The following is a 15471-nucleotide window of genomic DNA, read 5'->3' as shown; positions in this document are numbered from 1 at the left end:
GATTATAGATTAACGAAATTGGAGATATAGAGCGTTTGTGTGGATACACTTTACGTAGTAAAGTATAGTGTGCTATACTTTTGAAAAAGTAGCCTACATTTATATGTAAACTGTATGGGAAAAAGTAGTACTATTTTGTGTAGTTGTAGTGGTGTTACGTTGTTTTTATAAAATTTATAAAGCCACTGATTTTATTTTTTTAGATGCGCTGCTCTGTTTACGGTTTCATGTGCCCAGCTATCTATAGATTTTGATGCTTCGTCAAAGTTAATACCCAATAAGATAATCTCTTTGGCTTTCAATAGATAGGAAGTATAATAGCGATTATCTTTAATTTGTTGTAAAGCTACTTTACCACTCGATTTATACTTGATTTCTATAATATAGACGATGCTACCAATAGTTAGTACTATATCAGCCCTACCTTTGCTAGAAGAAGCTTCACTAGCCATATGACTATTAATACCCTCTAAGCAGTTTAGACCATAGAGTAACATATGGAGGTTACTGTGATAATCTTTTTCCGTTTTACTAGTGATATAGTAAGGGATGCTAGCAAAGGCTATATTAATGGCGATAATAAAGGACTCAATGTCTTTTGTTTGTAAAGCGCTTTTTATTTGATCTTGTATGGATAGAAAATAGTCTTTAACACGCCGTTCTAAGCTATCTTGGATCGTTTGATGAAAAGCTTTTGCTATTTCTTGATTAGGAAACTTGAGCTTATAAACGCCTGTAGATGGCCCATAACTATCTATTGTTAGGTAGCCGGTTTGAAACATCAGGGCTTTTAAACTAATCTCATTCCTGCTGCCTGTATACATTAACTGATGTCTATAGGCATCAATAGGTAGTGCATCTAACTGAAATCTATCAGGGTCTGCTAGCATCTGGTTAATGAGGATAGTTGGGCTGCCTGATTCGTACCAGTAGTTTTCTAGTTCACTACTGTTTAAAAACTTTAACGTAGACCAGGGATTATACACACTTACACCATCTTGATGGAACTTATAACCATTGTAATAAGTCGCAATACCACTCATAACTTCTGATTTAGTAACTTTTTTATTTTCTTTTACACTCCATTTTTTAGCAATATCTTGTAAGTTTTTTGAGAATATAGTTACGATCTCTTCTTGCGTATATCCAAACATGGCATCAGCATCTTTGGAAATAGTAATATCGTCTAAATGATTAGCCCCTGAAAACACATCAGATAAACTAAACTTACTAACCCCAGTGATAAAGGTAAATTGAAAATGTTTGTTAAGGGATTTTAAAGTCATAAAGAAATCTTTCATGACTTTAATATTGGATTTTTCTAGATCTGAGCCTTTTGTTAGATGAACTATAGGTGCATCGTATTCGTCTATCAATACTACTATTTTGGATTCATAAACAGATTTTATACTTTCCTTGCTTTCTATAGTATCTTCTAGGTTTAAGAGTTGTAGCACTAGACTACGTAGCGCATCTTTCACGGTAGCATCTTCTATTTTTACATTATATGAAAAGGCTATTTCTTTTAGTACCATTTTAATAGATGCGCTTAGTTCTTCAGGTGTGTTATTAGATACACCTGAAAAATCCAAATCAATCACCGGATATTTCTTCCATTGATACCCATTTTCTGGTTTACCTATATGATAATCTTTAAAAATCTCTTTTTCTCCACTAGCTATAGTAGCCAGTGTATTGATAAATAGCGATTTCCCAAATCTGCGAGGCCGGGCTATGAAAATAGGATTTTCTTTTTCTATTAGCTCTTGTGCATATCGAGTTTTATCTACATAGTAGCCTGTTCGGATAACCCTTTCAACATCTGAATAGCCAATAGGCAGTGCATCTATCTTACGCATCATTTTGTCTATTTTAAGTTTCTTTTTCTCTCTCTTTCATTGATTTCGTATGTTACCATACTTTTCCAAGTAAGCCTATCTTGTTCTGCTGCGATAACTTGCTGGTCAACTTTAGTTAAAGTAGAAGCCTTCTCTCGTAATTTTACAGCTTTTTCTTTAAGTTTTGTTGAGGAAATGATATTTTTTTGCAGCAGATTATAAGCTGCTAGCCGTTCATTGACTTTAAGACCCGCTGCATCATCATCTAATAAATACTGAATCTCTTTATTATTGGCTAGTAACTCATCGGCTTCTCTTTGGTAAGCGTCTGCTAGGAGTAGCTGTTTGGTATGGGCATATTCCCCGACCGTACGATCATATTGAATCGATTTTTCGATCTCTTTATTAAGTTTTTTCAAATCGGTATATTTCCCATTTGCTGCCTTGATGCCTACTAATTTACCTGTATTTTTCAGAAATCTATTCACTGAATGAATGGTTTGTTTTTCTCTTGCACAGCTATATTTCATGTTCTTTTTAAGTTTATTGGTATATTTTGTTTCCGGTATATACCGAGCAGGGTTTAAACTAATGCCCAATAGATCTTCTGTTTGACCTAAGATCATTTTTTTAAAACTCATATTTTTGAGTTTCTTACCTAAGTTAACCGCATCTCTTACCGCTCTACCAGCCTTTTCTATGGCTCTTTTGGTTTCCATAGCTGTTCGGGCACTATCTCTGATTTTATCAAAGGTGCTTTGTTCTGTTTTTGCAATCGTTTTTAGAAGGTCTACTTGTTTATCTTGCTTGCCAAATAGTTTTTTGATCGTATTGCCGAATGGTATATAATCTAACGTACTATTCACCACATCTTTCAGGGTCTCTTTGGCCTTATCCCATTTATCTCCTGCGTAAGCTACAGTAGCGGTTGATAGAAATACTACCCATAAATATTTTTTCATTTATTTTTTAATTGTTTTCCTGCACAAACATATACCTCTCTACCTTTATGCAGTTTAAAGGACTTGGTTTTGGTTACATCTTTAACGAATTGGGTAGCCATTTTACTGACTTCACTGGCTAAGCCCGAATCGACTTGATCGGTGACCATATCCAATACTTTATGACTGTTGTTTTCAATAATAGGATTTACACCTTCGCAGAAGAGGCCAGGTAGGAAATCAGTATCGTAACAAGATAGAGAGATCGGAAAGGCCCTGTCTAGATATTGGGCTACATGTATGGCTACTAATATTCTATTTTTAGCAAATTTAGCTTTGCCGTATAAAACCGTACCCGCTGGCAACACCGTTTCGTCGATGATACCGTTTTCTTCTAGTTTAAGGATTACAGCACTTTCGTCTGTTACTTTTTGATTTTCCTCTAAGTGGACACGGTAGAAGGTATTCAAAATTTCTTCTTTTGGGTTGTCTTGATAGGAAATAAAACCCTGGCTTGGTGCTGTTTGAACAGTAGTTTTTTTAGGTAATTTCGTAAACATAGTTTGCTTTTTTTTAGGCTTTTTAGGTTTTTCTAAAGGTTTTAGGTTAAAGAGGCCAGCTAGTGATGAGATCCCCTTTCTAGAAGTTTTCTTTAGGAGCGATTCTTTTTTACCAGATAGCTCTTCATCATACTCGTCGAGTAATGTTTTGGCATCATTCTTTTTAATCTCTTGAAAATCCGGTACTTTGACGTTTACAGGGTTAAAATTTTCTATTTTGCGTTTTCCCACAAAGATCTTTCCAAAGGTTACAATAGTACCAATGACAACCAATAATAGATATTTACGCTTTACCATAGTAGGGTGCTTCTAAAAGTAGACGCGCAGGTATAGATAGGTTCACCAAACGACTACCAGATTGTTCCACAAAGTGGACTAATAGTTTGCCATTAGTAGATGTAGTATAGCGTGGTAAAACTTTCTACTTTTTTTACTATTGTAGTGCTGGAAATTGGTTTCAAAGAGTTCAAAGGTTAGACCTGTTTTGTTCTCTAAATATACTTTTAGGTAGGTATACTCCTCATCATGAAATAAATTGGTAAGTATAAGGTCATAATACCTGGTATGTTTGCCTATATTAAAATAGGTTTGATCCATTGATTGAATCTGTTTTATTTTTTGTAATACCTGATGGTCTAATGTAGGATGGGGGCTAGCCTCTTCTTCCTCTTTACTTGTAAAATCATAGACTTCTTGCGGTTTATTGGTAGATCGCAATAGGCCATTAAAGACCTTACTCCCCTTTTTAAAAGTGACCACTATAGAAGTAGCACCCGTACTGGGTTTGGTAGCCCGCAACAAGACCATGTTTTGGTTGATATTAGCGATATAATCTTTATTTGGCATAATGACCTCTTTAATAGCCTCATCAAACAATAGCATCGAGGAAAATCGATGGGCCACTTGTATCTCCTCTAAAGGACTATAACTGGTTATTTTTGCTTGAGCGTTCAAACAAAAAAGACAACTTATTAGCAGGTTACGTATTATTTTGCACATATTCACGCTTATTTTTAGGGTCAACAAAAGTAAATTCAGTAATGAGTAATCCATAGGGATTTTCTTTGCTTCTGTGGGTTGTTTTCACTTTAAAATAGACCCCTCCGGGTAATTCTTTATGATCTATTCCGCTAAGCTTTTTGCCTTCTAACCCCAAGAACTGCAAAGTAGTCGTGTAAAAGGCTACTACTTCGTATGGATAATCCATCAGGTTGGTCTCTATCTGTTCAACTGACAAAGTGGATATACCGTTATAGCTTTTATATACCTGAAATACCTCTTCTTCATTGTATTTGCTTTTTAGAAACAGATCACTTTTTTTATCCATAACCTGTAAACAGGACAGTAAGTTAGCTTGATAGGTATATTCATTATTCTCAAAAGCATTTTTAAGAAACCAAATGGTAAAATTTTCTATTTCAAAGGGTTCTCGTCGAATCGATTGTTTTCTTTTTCTACTACAATAGCTCCCTTCTGGCGTTACAAAATAGGTTAAGTCATTGTTTATAGCACCGATCCATTTGGTAGCAAAGAAACAGTTTAATCCCGTTAAAATAGCGATAACCCCTATAGATAAATATTGTATACGCCCAATCAGCCTGCTGAGCTTATAGCTATTGAATGCATCTACGTTAACCATTTTTATTGAAACGCTCTTTTTTAAGTTTATAGATCTGTTTACCAGTTGCTACAATTTGATGTATAGCAAAACTGGTTACGGTGGTAAAGATCGTGCCACCCATCATTTCTCCTATATATAATCCAGTAATGGTGCCCACAATTAAATACATGGCTACTAATGCTACCGCTCCTATTAAGTTTAACATATCGCACCCCGCTACCGTTTTGATATTTAACTGAATAATGCTTAGGTCTATTAAAGCCATCGTGAACCCCCACATAAAAAAAGAGAGGTGCAAGCTAAACCAATTAGCGGCTATTTTTTGATACCTACCTGGAAGCGAACTCATAGCAATGGCTAGTGGCCCTATTTGGGTAGAAAAAACGAGTAAATGGCCCCTTATAGCATGCATTACCCCTCTGGAAAACATTTGTAAAAAGCCCAATACAAGATTTTTGATTTTATTGAGTATCGATTGAATGACATAGTTACCTGATCCCCAAAACCCATCTGCTTGATTGTTCTCTAGGTTTTCTTTTTGTGCTTCTAGATATTTTTGCATGGCCTGATTCAAGCCCAATTCATCAATTAGTGCGCTGGTTATCCTATCTAATAGCCCATTGATCTCTTCGAAGTGGCAGAACAATAGCGTCAATACCATCCCTTTAGCGATATTTTCCATAATGGCCGATTTACTACTGGATTCATTTAATCCCTCTTTGATGTATCGCACGCAAAAATCAATGCTTAAAGGTAGGCAGCAAGAACAACGCAATTTCTGTTGTAGTCTTGGTAACCTGTTTCATAACACTCCAGACCTCACTGGAAACATAGTGCACAGATAGATATTCCATGGCTATTTAGTTTGTAATTTTTGTTGCCCGTCTACCCACTCGGCAATACCCAATTGGGCATCTCCTTTTGCTTGAATCAGTCTGGTAATAGCGTTTCTTTCATCTGGCCTAGAGGTGAGTAATGCATGTTCCCAAAGAGAGGTATGCAGTAGCCATATATTAGAATCTCCCATTTCTTTAATGAAAACTTCTCTATACCCATTTGAACCATTTTTTCGTCTTAAGCTTTCATATTTTTCCATTTCAAAGGGGGTCATGCCTATAAATGCCCCAATATCTTCCCTACTCGATTTTTTTCATTGTAAATCAATATAAAAGTGGAGGTATTGTTTTTCATGGCACCAGCTATTTTAGAGGCTTTGATTTCATCTATGTTTTGGGTAATGATCCGAATGGAAGTTTTGGTTTTTCTGCCTTTTCTAAAAAAGGCTTCAATGTTTTCTTCGGCATAGTCATCTAACATGGTCCACCCTTCTTCAATGTCAATAAACTTAGTCACGTCAGGATATTGGGCGACCATTTCAAATGCAAACTCAAATAGCACTTGTACGACTAGGGGATAGAGTTTAGGATTATTTTTGATCACTTCTAGCTCAAAACAAATCAGTTTGTGGTCTTCTAAATAGACCTGCTCGTAGGAATTAAAGTGCTCTTTATAGATCCCATGGGCAAAAGGATGCAGTACAATGAAAAACCCATGAAATGGAAACAATCCCTCATCGGTTAATTTTTTAACCTGTTGGCCTTTCTGATCTACTAGTTTTTTGAGGTAATCATAAAACCCAGTTAGACTTGGTACAGAGTCCTTATGTAAAATGGCATAATATTCGGGAATCCATCCAGCTAGTAGCGCTTTTTCTACTTTACTCATAGGATTTGTATTTAAATCTCCTTTCCAGATTTTTCCAATCAATTGTACCAAAAAAGTTACTTTATTGATATCTGGCTTAAATAAGCCATCTGCTTCAGGTTTTATCAGAAATGGATTTAAATGGAGCGGTGTTGCTGCATTGTATTCTATATACTTCCCACCTAGTATTTGAAAAAGCCTTCTGTAGGTACCTCCACTATCTATCACAATGACTATATGACCTGATTGAAAGCGATCTTTAATCATTTTGCCATTAAAAAAAGATTTACCAGATCCAGAAGGCCCAAAAACAAAAGCATTTTGGTTGTCTAAGTTTAGGTTAAAGGGGTCATAATAAATCGGTGTCTGTTGTCTATTCGCTAATAGTATACCATTGCTACCACCACTTCTAGGGGTAATCTTATTGAAATAACTTAGTGCAGTTTTAAGTGCAATCGGTTGTCCTCTATAAAGCTGATGGCCATTGCCAGGTATCGCTGAAAAATATAGATTAGCCGTATCATAGTCCTCTACAAAAGGGCCCATATCTAGCTTTTTGAATACTTTTTTAACCTTTTCGATGTTACAAACCAACCGTTGTGGATCTACTTCATAAAGGATAACCAGATAGTTCAAGGTTACGATCACTTCTTCTTGCGCTCTAATGGCTGCTTCAAAGGCAATCAGTGCTTCCATATCTTGGTTTACATTACGAATCTCTCGGTTGTTGCGCTTAGTCGCTTGGCTCCATTCTAATGCTTTGGTACGGCTTTGTAAAAAGTCTTCTGTATTTTGAATGGCAATGGCTTGTACAACAATATGAGGGCAGTACATATAGTGGCTTAACGCCCAGGTAAAAGGTACCGTCACCCCTCCCCCATTACCTAGCCCATTTTTACTGGTATAGTCAGGCTTATTCGATTGGCTTTGCATTGATACAATAGCGACTTGCTTATTGCCAATTTTAAAAAATCCTTTTTGATTGGTTAGGCCATGCTCTAAACCATCTATGGTGCCACTAAAGTCTAGGTTTAACCAATCATAGAGCAAGCTAAGATTATCTGACGCAGTTAACTGTCTATACTGCCAACCATCTGGAAAGGCCGCTTCTAACTCTATACTACACTTTTTTGCTTGATCAATTGTTTTTTTTAGTTCTGACAGTGGGTGTTTAAAGTAACCCTTTCCACAAGAAAAAGTAGTAGTATGCGGCTCTATGCTATGGGTAGTAGGCCTACATATGACGAATAGATAGGTTACATGGGTTAAGAAAATATGTCCATTACAATGTTCTAGTTGCTTTTGATGAAAAAAATTGTAGCCATTTTGGATCTCTGTATGAAATGTTTTATTGGAATAGCTATCTAACTGTTGTATAACGGTTCCGATAGGAAATCTTCGAATGGTTTGGGCTAGGGTATCTATACAATTTTTATACTCCCCCTCTCCTACTCCTTCATCGAGAAACAGTTTCAACTCATAACCTATGGCTACTGCTCCATCTTCCAAAATGATGCATTCATCTTGAAACTCAACAATGGGTATATAGTTTTCTATATAGTGATCTTGTAACACAGCTTGCTTTTTTTTGCGTTTATATACTTAGGTTGCTTGAAATGAAAAGCCATCCAAGAAAACAAATAAGTTGGGTTTTGATTTTTTCTCATATATCTCAATAGGATCAATAGCAGAAAAAATAAAGCAGGACAAGTTAGCATCCATAGCTTACTGATCTTAAAGATTTTATTTAAAACCATTAGCCCAAAGAGAGACACCATGCTAAAGAGTACCAGTAGCAATGCTTCATGGGTATAAAGAGGGCCTATCATCTCTCTTTTTTCTATGCTTTTATTAACGATAATCATTGATTACCAAACATATCCATAATCTCTGAAATAATAGAAGAGCATACAAAGAAAAAGAAAATGCCCACTATCCACCAAATCGCATAACTCATTGCTTCTTTTTTATCTCTGCTATTGATGAATTTGGCTGCTACCATCAATCCTGTAACGGTGGCCGCAATAATAAATATACTATTGGTTATACTACTAGCCCAGTCTTTTAATTCTTCTAAGTTGTCATGTAATGCCATAGATGATTAATGTTTTAGGTCAGATATAGTAAATTGGCTGGTTTACAGGTTGTATTGCAAGCAAATACTAGCGAGTAACCCGCTTGCTCCTTTATCTTTAAGCAAGCCAATGCAGGGGCCTATTCCTATGCCAATAGCCCAGTTTTGATTGAAATAAAAAGTATAATGGGATCCTAAGGTTACTCTGATATCCCACCTATTCCGATTTGGTAATCCAAAAATAACAGCCTGATAAGGACCATATTCTACAATAGGACCTAGAAACAAACTGATGTAATGGTCGGCATTTATAGCACAAAGTGTATAAAAAACGAGGGTGAAATAACCCATCGCATATGGTTTTTATAGTTACGTTTAACAGGTGAAATACCTCCACTAAAGCGTAAGGATATGGATGGATTCATATACATATAATAGTATATACCATAACATAACTGATCATCAGGCATTCTATTCCAAGCTAACCCTACAGATCTACAACCTTCTGTATGTCTTAAAAAGGGTGACTTAACTTCTTTTATATGACTAACTGTGTAACTAGTATGATTTCCTAAATCTTCTTTTCCCTGCAAATGAGTATAAAATATTAAAAGTAGTATAAATGTTTTACGAAAGTATTGCATACTTATAAAAATTTATGGACTATACAAAATTAATTCTATAAAAGCAATAGATTTAAAATTATTTTTTCATATTTTCATGAATGAACCAAAATATTTCTATAGTATTTGCTTTTTTGATAGGCTATCAGCTGTTCTTTTACCTACACCTACTCTACTTAAATGATATAGCACTTATACCTGATGCATTGGCTACATTCCTATCTTATTGTATAGCTGTGCAACATAACTGGATGGTTAATAGCCTATACGTACTATGCTTACTCCACTATCAATATGATAAAGTCACTAGGTTGATTGAAAGACTTAAACAAAAATGGCACTTTAACAGTTTGTTAGTATTAGGTTGGACGGTGCTTTTCTATTGTTATTTAATGTATTACCCTATATTCTGGGTAAAAGGAAGTTTTCATATCTGGTTATATCCCTTGCTGTTTGCGTTAGTTACCTTTCTGATTCCATTTAGTAACGATGAAGGCCATTTCCAACTGATTAATCCTACTAAGACGCAAAACAGAGAAAAAAGTATCACATTACATGCATATAATGGACAATTGCCCATTAATAATCCACAAAGGGGCATATACATTTTAGGAAACCAAGGTAGTGGCAAGACACGCTATGTACTGGAGCCTATATTATACGCATTGATTAAAAAAGGCTACGCTGGTATCATCTATGATTATGACTTTGAAGGAAGGCCTACTGCACCTGATCATAACTACTGTTTTACCAAGTTCGTTTTTAATTGTTTTTTACAGTTCTGTGCTCCTACTAAATTTCAATTCCATAGCATCAATTTTACTTCTCTTAGACATAGTATACGCGTTAACCCTATTGCGCCAAGATATATTCTAAACAGGGCCTATTTAATTGATTGAAAAAGATGACGAATCGGCTAGTTACGCTAGTTCTATATTGGATGCTTTTAAGGGTGGAGAAAAAACAGCTGGGCAGTTGGTGGGTATTATAGCTACCTTTAAAACGAACTTGCAAATCCTTTTAAATAAAGACTTATTTTGGGTATTAAGTCAGGATGATTTAGACTTAACGATCAATAATAGCGAGAAACCAACGATCCTATGTATAGGTAACCATCCATCTGCTAAATCTGCCTTCTCACCAGTTATCTCGCTATTGCTAACGGTTTGCTTTAAAGCTATGGGCCATAATAGGACCAAAAGTTTTGTAGCCATAGATGAGTTGCCTACATTGTTTATTCCAGAGTTAGCAGAGCTACCGGCTACTGCTAGAAAATATGGCATCAGCACAGTGGCTTGCCTACAATCTAATGCACAGTTAGAACATACCTACGGTAGCATAGGGGCTAAACGCATACAGGATACACTTGTCAATAAGATTATTGGCAATGTAGAAGGGGTTTCTGCTGACTGGGCTAGTCACCTAATGGGAAAAAAAGAAAAAAAAGTAGTTTCTTCTTCTTTCTCAACTAGTCATTACCAAAGCGGTCGTACAGAAACAGCCGGAGAGGGTACCCATCTACAGGAAAAATCTATTCTTTCTTCTCAAGATTTTATGGACTTTAAAGTGGGAGCGTTTGCTGGCAGGGTAGTGGAAAGCAATCAAGCTTTCTTCAAATACAATTTGAAAAAGGTAAGCAGTTTTGATAAAAAATTTGAAAATCAAAAATTAAAAGACCTGAAAGAGAGCCATCAATATGTGGACATTGAGCAAAATTTTAAAAAAATATACCAAGAAGTAGATGTTTTAATAGGTAGGCGTTCGTAAAACACCATAACTACATAATGCTCTTAAGCTGAGAACGAGATAGACCGGTTAACCGAAGCACCCTCTCTAACGATTCGCCTTCGGATAACAGGACTCTAGCTATTTCTAGCTTGCCCTCTAGCTTGCCTTTCTCTTGGCCAATTTGGATACCTATTAGTTTCCCTTTTTTTTGACCAATTTGAACGCCTTCTTCCCTATATTTTTGTGCTATAGTTCTCATAATATCTTCTTTATCTTGTTCAGGTAAATGTTGATCGATGATTCTTTCTAAATCTTGTTGTTTATCTTCAGGTAATTTGCTATCAGTGTACCATAAGAAATTTTTAATATAAATATAGCCTTTTTCTTTGTCAAGTAGAATATAAGGTTTAAAGTTTTGTAAAAATTCCTCCCATAGATTAAGCATGTCTCGCTGATAGATATGTTTCATAACATATTCAAGCATTCCTACATATTGCTTTTGCTTGATATCATCATCTGACATGGACTGCAAATCTACTAGTTTATAGTCCCCACCCATAAGCTGTTTGGCAAGTTTTGGATCACTAAATAATGCCCATAAATTCTTTGGTGCATTAAAGGGTCTACTGCCATGGTAAAATAAAATTGGTATGATCAGAGGTAATTTGTCTTTATCTTTTTTTTTATGGCGCTCACATAAACGAAGCATATATTGCCATAATTTCAGTGCAATCCAATAATTAGGTTTTACCTCTGCCTCTATAAGGATGTAGACGAAGGCTTGGTCATTATCTTTCGTTCGTACCGAGTAGACTAGGTCACTTAGGGATTTTCTGAGCTTATGTTCCACATAAGATTCTCTTTCAATAGTAATGCGGGTTAAATCCAACTTTTCTTTGACCTCTGACGGTAAATAGTGTGCTAAAAATTCTTGAGCAGCCTCTTGTTGTGTTAGGATTTTCTTGACCAGTGCGTCATGTTTTAATCTGGTTGCCATGTGTTATGTAACTGATTTCTAAGAAAAAGAAGAATTTAAACTTCATAAAGTGGTGACTTGCAGATCGAACTGAAAAATGTGTGATGTAGCCACACCAATTTCTTATTACGCATATAATTGTGCATTTCTTAACTCCTAAGGTAGATAAAAAACTTGTAAAAGAATTTATACAGTTAAAACAGATCAATATATGACATTAACTTGCATTTTTATATTCTTTTTTATATAAATATGCCTTATATTATGCAAACATTTCGTTGTCAGTTAAAATTAACTATTAAACTACATTTACCTAATACAGTCATATAAACTTAAGTTGTATATGCATACGACGCATAGCCATCTGTTAAGAAATGGAATAGTCCATCAAATGAATCACCTAACGCTTACTAAATCAAAAAGATCAGATGTTAATGCATACAAAAGATGACCATGAGAATACTTTCCTGCATTGGGCAGCAGTCATTAATGATATAGAGCGCCTCAACAAACTACTTAAAATTGAAGGAATTGATGTGAATGCAAAAAATATATATGGCGATACCTCGTTACATTTTGCAGCATGTGAAGGTAATGTAAAACACATTCAATTGTTATTGACAATGAAAGAAATTAATGTCAATATTAAAAATAAGGATGGTGATACTGCACTACATTTGGCAGTATATGCAAATCATTTAAATATTATTCAAGTATTATTGGATCAACCTTTTATTAACGTAAATAGTAAAGGTAAAGATGGCTTGACGCCTTTTCATTTAGCATGCTACAATGGTAGCATAGAAACCGTTAAAATACTATTAAATGTTAATGATATTAATATAAATGCTAGGGATAAAGATACCAATACACCACTACATATGGCAGCTTATCAAGGTCATATAGAAGTGGTTAAAGTTTTACTAGCCATACCATCCATCGATATAAATGCAAAAAATAAGTATAGTAGTACGCCACTCCATTTAGCTACTTGCCACGCACACTTAGAAGCAGCTAAGTTATTGCTTAAATTAAAGCGAATTAATGTCCATATTAAAAATCAGTATAACCAAACACCTCTTGACATAGCTAAGTGGTCCTTCTATCATGAATATGTTGATCAATTGCGTCAGGCTTATGCGTAAAAATTGAGGGTGTGTTCATTAACCCTTAAATTGACGCGTATGATTTAACGAACACTTCTGGGGTATATCTAAATTTATTTTATTATGTCTAACGAATATAAAAAACATATAACAGGTACTTTAATTTCCAAATTAGCAGATGGGTTAGTTTTTGGATTATCTATAGTACTGACTACTGGTTGTGAGAAATTGTCCGAGAAGTATGGTGTAAAAGAGGAACAAACATATGGTCCTGAAATGTTGAATGAACGCAATATATCCCATCAGAAAGCGGGTATGGCCTCAATGAGGCAGATAACGGTGGAAATTCCCCTCTTCATATGGCAGTTAAAGAGGGAGATCTAGCCAAAGTCAAACTTTTAATTGAAGATCAAAGGACTGATCTTAATAAACAAAATAATGATGGCAATTCCCCTCTTCATCTAGCAGCGCATATAGGTTGTCCAGAGACTGTGCAAGTATTACTAGGCTCTAGCACTATTGTTCTCAATGCAAAAAATAGACATAAAGAAACCGCTCTTTCGATATCCTTCGGCGAAGGTCACAAAGAAGTATGTAAATTATTGCTAGAAGCTAATAAATTATTGCTAGAAGCTAAAAGGACTGGATGCGATACGTATTGTGCTATATGCTGGTCCCATCCATGTATAGATAATTTATATATAACTAGATGTAGCCATTTTTTTCATAAAGCATGCCTTGAACAATGGCATCAAACTCAGCAAGGTCGTGACAAGAATTGTCCTACTTGTAAACAAAGAATCAAACCAGTCAATTTGAGGTGAGATCAGGTTTTAAATAACTGCTCTATGTTTACATAACATTTTCAAACGGAGTAGTTAAAATATAAAAATTATTTTATGGTATTTTTTGCTTTTTGATAAATAATTTTTCATCCTTGCAAAAGGTTGTTGAGTCAGACATGTAAGTTTAATCGTAGGTGTAGATAACAAATAATAGCTTGAATGCAATGACTTCAAGTTGTAAATTAACAGGCTACTTATAATATTATTATATATATAATATCTGTTTAGGTTATGGTCAATGGATGCTAGCAGGTTTCCCTATCTGCCATTTTAGCGTGAAAATTAACTGAATTAATGCCAAGGATTATACTACCCCCATTTTTATGGTGTATGATGTATGATCATCCGCTCATCAAAATAACTTGATTTGATATTCACTAATGCATTCAACATATCTATATTTTTAACTTAAAATTTCATCCAAGTGAACTATTACTTAAATATAATAAACAATAGATTTTATACCAAGGCTTTGTATTCCTTTTTGCACTGTCTGTTCTTGGCATGCTTGATATATGGTTGTAATACAAAAAACATTAGCAATTATGGTGGCCAAGATGGCCAAATAGATTTACCTCACCATAGCAATGGCTCTATAGAAGATCCTTCTATAGTATTTTATGAAAAAATGGTTGAATGTCTGCATAATCAACTCGAAATGGGCAAGGATGGTGAGAATTATTTCAATCAGTGTTTAAATGATTTTCATAAAGGTGACCATCCTACACTAATTAATTTGTTAGAAAAAACAAATAGCGGAGGAGATAATTTCTTGCATCATGCAGTCAAATCGAATCCAGCTATATTTATGATAATCATACGTAAATTATTTTCCATACAAACACCCCATTCTACAATAGATGAAATTTTAGATATTAAAAATAGTGGTCGTTCGACTTGTATTGATTTGATAACTGTAAATGGTAATATAGGTTTAATCAAAAAGATATTCAAGGAGTCAGAGCAATATGGATATACTATACAAACATATATACTACAACATTCTATTGATTTTGCAAAAGACGATATTTCAAGTAATAAAAATATTAAAAACATTGACAATATTAAAGCTGTGATTCAGGAAATAAACGATTACATCAAAAAGCACACTAATGAAAACGATAACCTACAGGAAAAATCAGAGCTACTCGACTTAGGTAATATAGAAATTGGTGATAATCAATCAGTTCAATATTTGAATGATCAAATAAATGAGTTAGGTAAACATGTAGATGAGATCACTGAAACAAAAACTTTCAGATGTCTTTGGAAAAACTGTAATGGGACTTACAACCAAGATCAAGAAAGTGATTATTACACACATGTATACAGTCACGCATCTGGAAATTGCATATGTAGGTGGTCGGGTGCGAGAAGGGGAGATACACAACTTCACATATTTTAAAAACACATCTACGAACTCATACAGGAGAACAACCTTACCAATGTCAGTAC

The 15471-nt window shown here is 34.9% G+C and carries 18 protein-coding genes; 6 read left to right on the top strand and 12 right to left on the bottom strand.

Annotation, left to right across the window (positions count from 1 at the left end):
- Nucleotides 1-191: 191 nt before the first annotated feature.
- The 11 genes from FPG78_RS03850 to FPG78_RS03800 form a co-directional block, all read right to left on the bottom strand.
- Nucleotides 192-1862, bottom strand: coding sequence for an AAA family ATPase (locus FPG78_RS03850; RefSeq protein ID WP_144086699.1), 1671 nt, complete (start codon nucleotides 1860-1862; stop codon nucleotides 192-194).
- A gap of 5 nt (nucleotides 1863-1867) precedes the next feature.
- Nucleotides 1868-2800: a hypothetical protein gene (locus FPG78_RS03845; protein WP_144086698.1), complete on the bottom strand. Its 933-nt coding sequence runs from the start codon at nucleotides 2798-2800 to the stop codon at nucleotides 1868-1870.
- Entirely contained in the window at nucleotides 2797-3636 is an 840-nt protein-coding gene (gene traM / locus FPG78_RS03840; protein WP_144086697.1) for a conjugative transposon protein TraM, read from the bottom strand. Before traM ends, FPG78_RS03845 begins: the two co-directional genes overlap by 4 nt.
- A 78-nt stretch (nucleotides 3637-3714) precedes the next feature.
- Nucleotides 3715-4293, bottom strand: coding sequence for a hypothetical protein (locus FPG78_RS03835; protein WP_144086696.1), 579 nt, complete (start codon nucleotides 4291-4293; stop codon nucleotides 3715-3717).
- 25 nt (nucleotides 4294-4318) lie between these two features.
- The gene (locus FPG78_RS03830; protein WP_144086695.1) at nucleotides 4319-4978 is read right to left on the bottom strand and encodes a hypothetical protein; all 660 of its coding nucleotides are present in this window, start codon (nucleotides 4976-4978) and stop codon (nucleotides 4319-4321) included.
- Nucleotides 4971-5735, bottom strand: a complete 765-nt coding sequence (locus tag FPG78_RS03825; RefSeq protein WP_223261997.1) for a hypothetical protein — start codon at nucleotides 5733-5735, stop codon at nucleotides 4971-4973. The genes FPG78_RS03830 and FPG78_RS03825 overlap by 8 nt, the downstream gene beginning before the upstream one ends.
- Before the next feature lie 81 nt (nucleotides 5736-5816).
- Nucleotides 5817-6071 carry a hypothetical protein gene (locus FPG78_RS03820; protein WP_144086693.1) on the bottom strand — a complete coding sequence of 85 codons (255 nt, stop codon included), beginning with the start codon at nucleotides 6069-6071 and terminating at the stop codon, nucleotides 5817-5819.
- A gap of 2 nt (nucleotides 6072-6073) precedes the next feature.
- Entirely contained in the window at nucleotides 6074-8239 is a 2166-nt protein-coding gene (locus tag FPG78_RS03815) for a VirB4 family type IV secretion system protein (RefSeq protein WP_144086692.1), read from the bottom strand.
- Nucleotides 8218-8529: a hypothetical protein gene (locus FPG78_RS03810; protein ID WP_144086691.1), complete on the bottom strand. Its 312-nt coding sequence runs from the start codon at nucleotides 8527-8529 to the stop codon at nucleotides 8218-8220. The genes FPG78_RS03815 and FPG78_RS03810 overlap by 22 nt, the downstream gene beginning before the upstream one ends.
- Complete coding sequence (locus FPG78_RS03805) at nucleotides 8526-8759, bottom strand: hypothetical protein (RefSeq protein ID WP_144086690.1); 234 nt, start codon at nucleotides 8757-8759, stop codon at nucleotides 8526-8528. The genes FPG78_RS03810 and FPG78_RS03805 overlap by 4 nt, the downstream gene beginning before the upstream one ends.
- Before the next feature lie 42 nt (nucleotides 8760-8801).
- Nucleotides 8802-9089 (bottom strand): hypothetical protein, encoded by a 288-nt coding sequence (locus FPG78_RS03800; protein ID WP_144086689.1) that lies wholly within the window; start codon nucleotides 9087-9089, stop codon nucleotides 8802-8804.
- 373 nt (nucleotides 9090-9462) lie between these two features.
- On the opposite strand from FPG78_RS03800, the gene FPG78_RS03795 reads away from it, so the two are divergent.
- Nucleotides 9463-10260 (top strand): hypothetical protein, encoded by a 798-nt coding sequence (locus FPG78_RS03795; RefSeq protein WP_144086688.1) that lies wholly within the window; start codon nucleotides 9463-9465, stop codon nucleotides 10258-10260.
- On the top strand, nucleotides 10253-11128 hold the full coding sequence (locus FPG78_RS03790; protein WP_144086687.1) for a type IV secretory system conjugative DNA transfer family protein: 876 nt from the start codon (nucleotides 10253-10255) through the stop codon (nucleotides 11126-11128). Before FPG78_RS03795 ends, FPG78_RS03790 begins: the two co-directional genes overlap by 8 nt.
- Before the next feature lie 10 nt (nucleotides 11129-11138).
- Here the strand turns inward: FPG78_RS03790 and FPG78_RS03785 are convergent, their stop codons facing one another.
- The gene (locus FPG78_RS03785) at nucleotides 11139-12086 is read right to left on the bottom strand and encodes an Rpn family recombination-promoting nuclease/putative transposase (RefSeq protein ID WP_144086686.1); all 948 of its coding nucleotides are present in this window, start codon (nucleotides 12084-12086) and stop codon (nucleotides 11139-11141) included.
- A 413-nt stretch (nucleotides 12087-12499) separates the two neighbouring features.
- Here FPG78_RS03785 and FPG78_RS03780 point away from each other — a divergent pair, with 413 nt between their 5' ends.
- From FPG78_RS03780 to FPG78_RS03765, 4 genes are all read left to right on the top strand, one after another.
- Complete coding sequence (locus tag FPG78_RS03780; protein ID WP_186292448.1) at nucleotides 12500-13210, top strand: ankyrin repeat domain-containing protein; 711 nt, start codon at nucleotides 12500-12502, stop codon at nucleotides 13208-13210.
- A gap of 84 nt (nucleotides 13211-13294) precedes the next feature.
- On the top strand, nucleotides 13295-13555 hold the full coding sequence (locus tag FPG78_RS03775) for a hypothetical protein (RefSeq protein WP_144086684.1): 261 nt from the start codon (nucleotides 13295-13297) through the stop codon (nucleotides 13553-13555).
- Nucleotides 13531-13995 carry an ankyrin repeat domain-containing protein gene (locus tag FPG78_RS03770; protein ID WP_144086683.1) on the top strand — a complete coding sequence of 155 codons (465 nt, stop codon included), beginning with the start codon at nucleotides 13531-13533 and terminating at the stop codon, nucleotides 13993-13995. The genes FPG78_RS03775 and FPG78_RS03770 overlap by 25 nt, the downstream gene beginning before the upstream one ends.
- 520 nt (nucleotides 13996-14515) lie before the next feature.
- Nucleotides 14516-15421 (top strand): hypothetical protein, encoded by a 906-nt coding sequence (locus FPG78_RS03765; protein WP_144086682.1) that lies wholly within the window; start codon nucleotides 14516-14518, stop codon nucleotides 15419-15421.
- Nucleotides 15422-15471 lie beyond the last annotated feature (50 nt).

The sequence above is a fragment of the Cardinium endosymbiont of Dermatophagoides farinae genome (genome assembly GCF_007559345.1).
Classification (GTDB): Bacteria; Bacteroidota; Bacteroidia; order Cytophagales; family Amoebophilaceae; genus Cardinium.
This window is presented reverse-complemented; position numbering and strand designations above follow the sequence as displayed.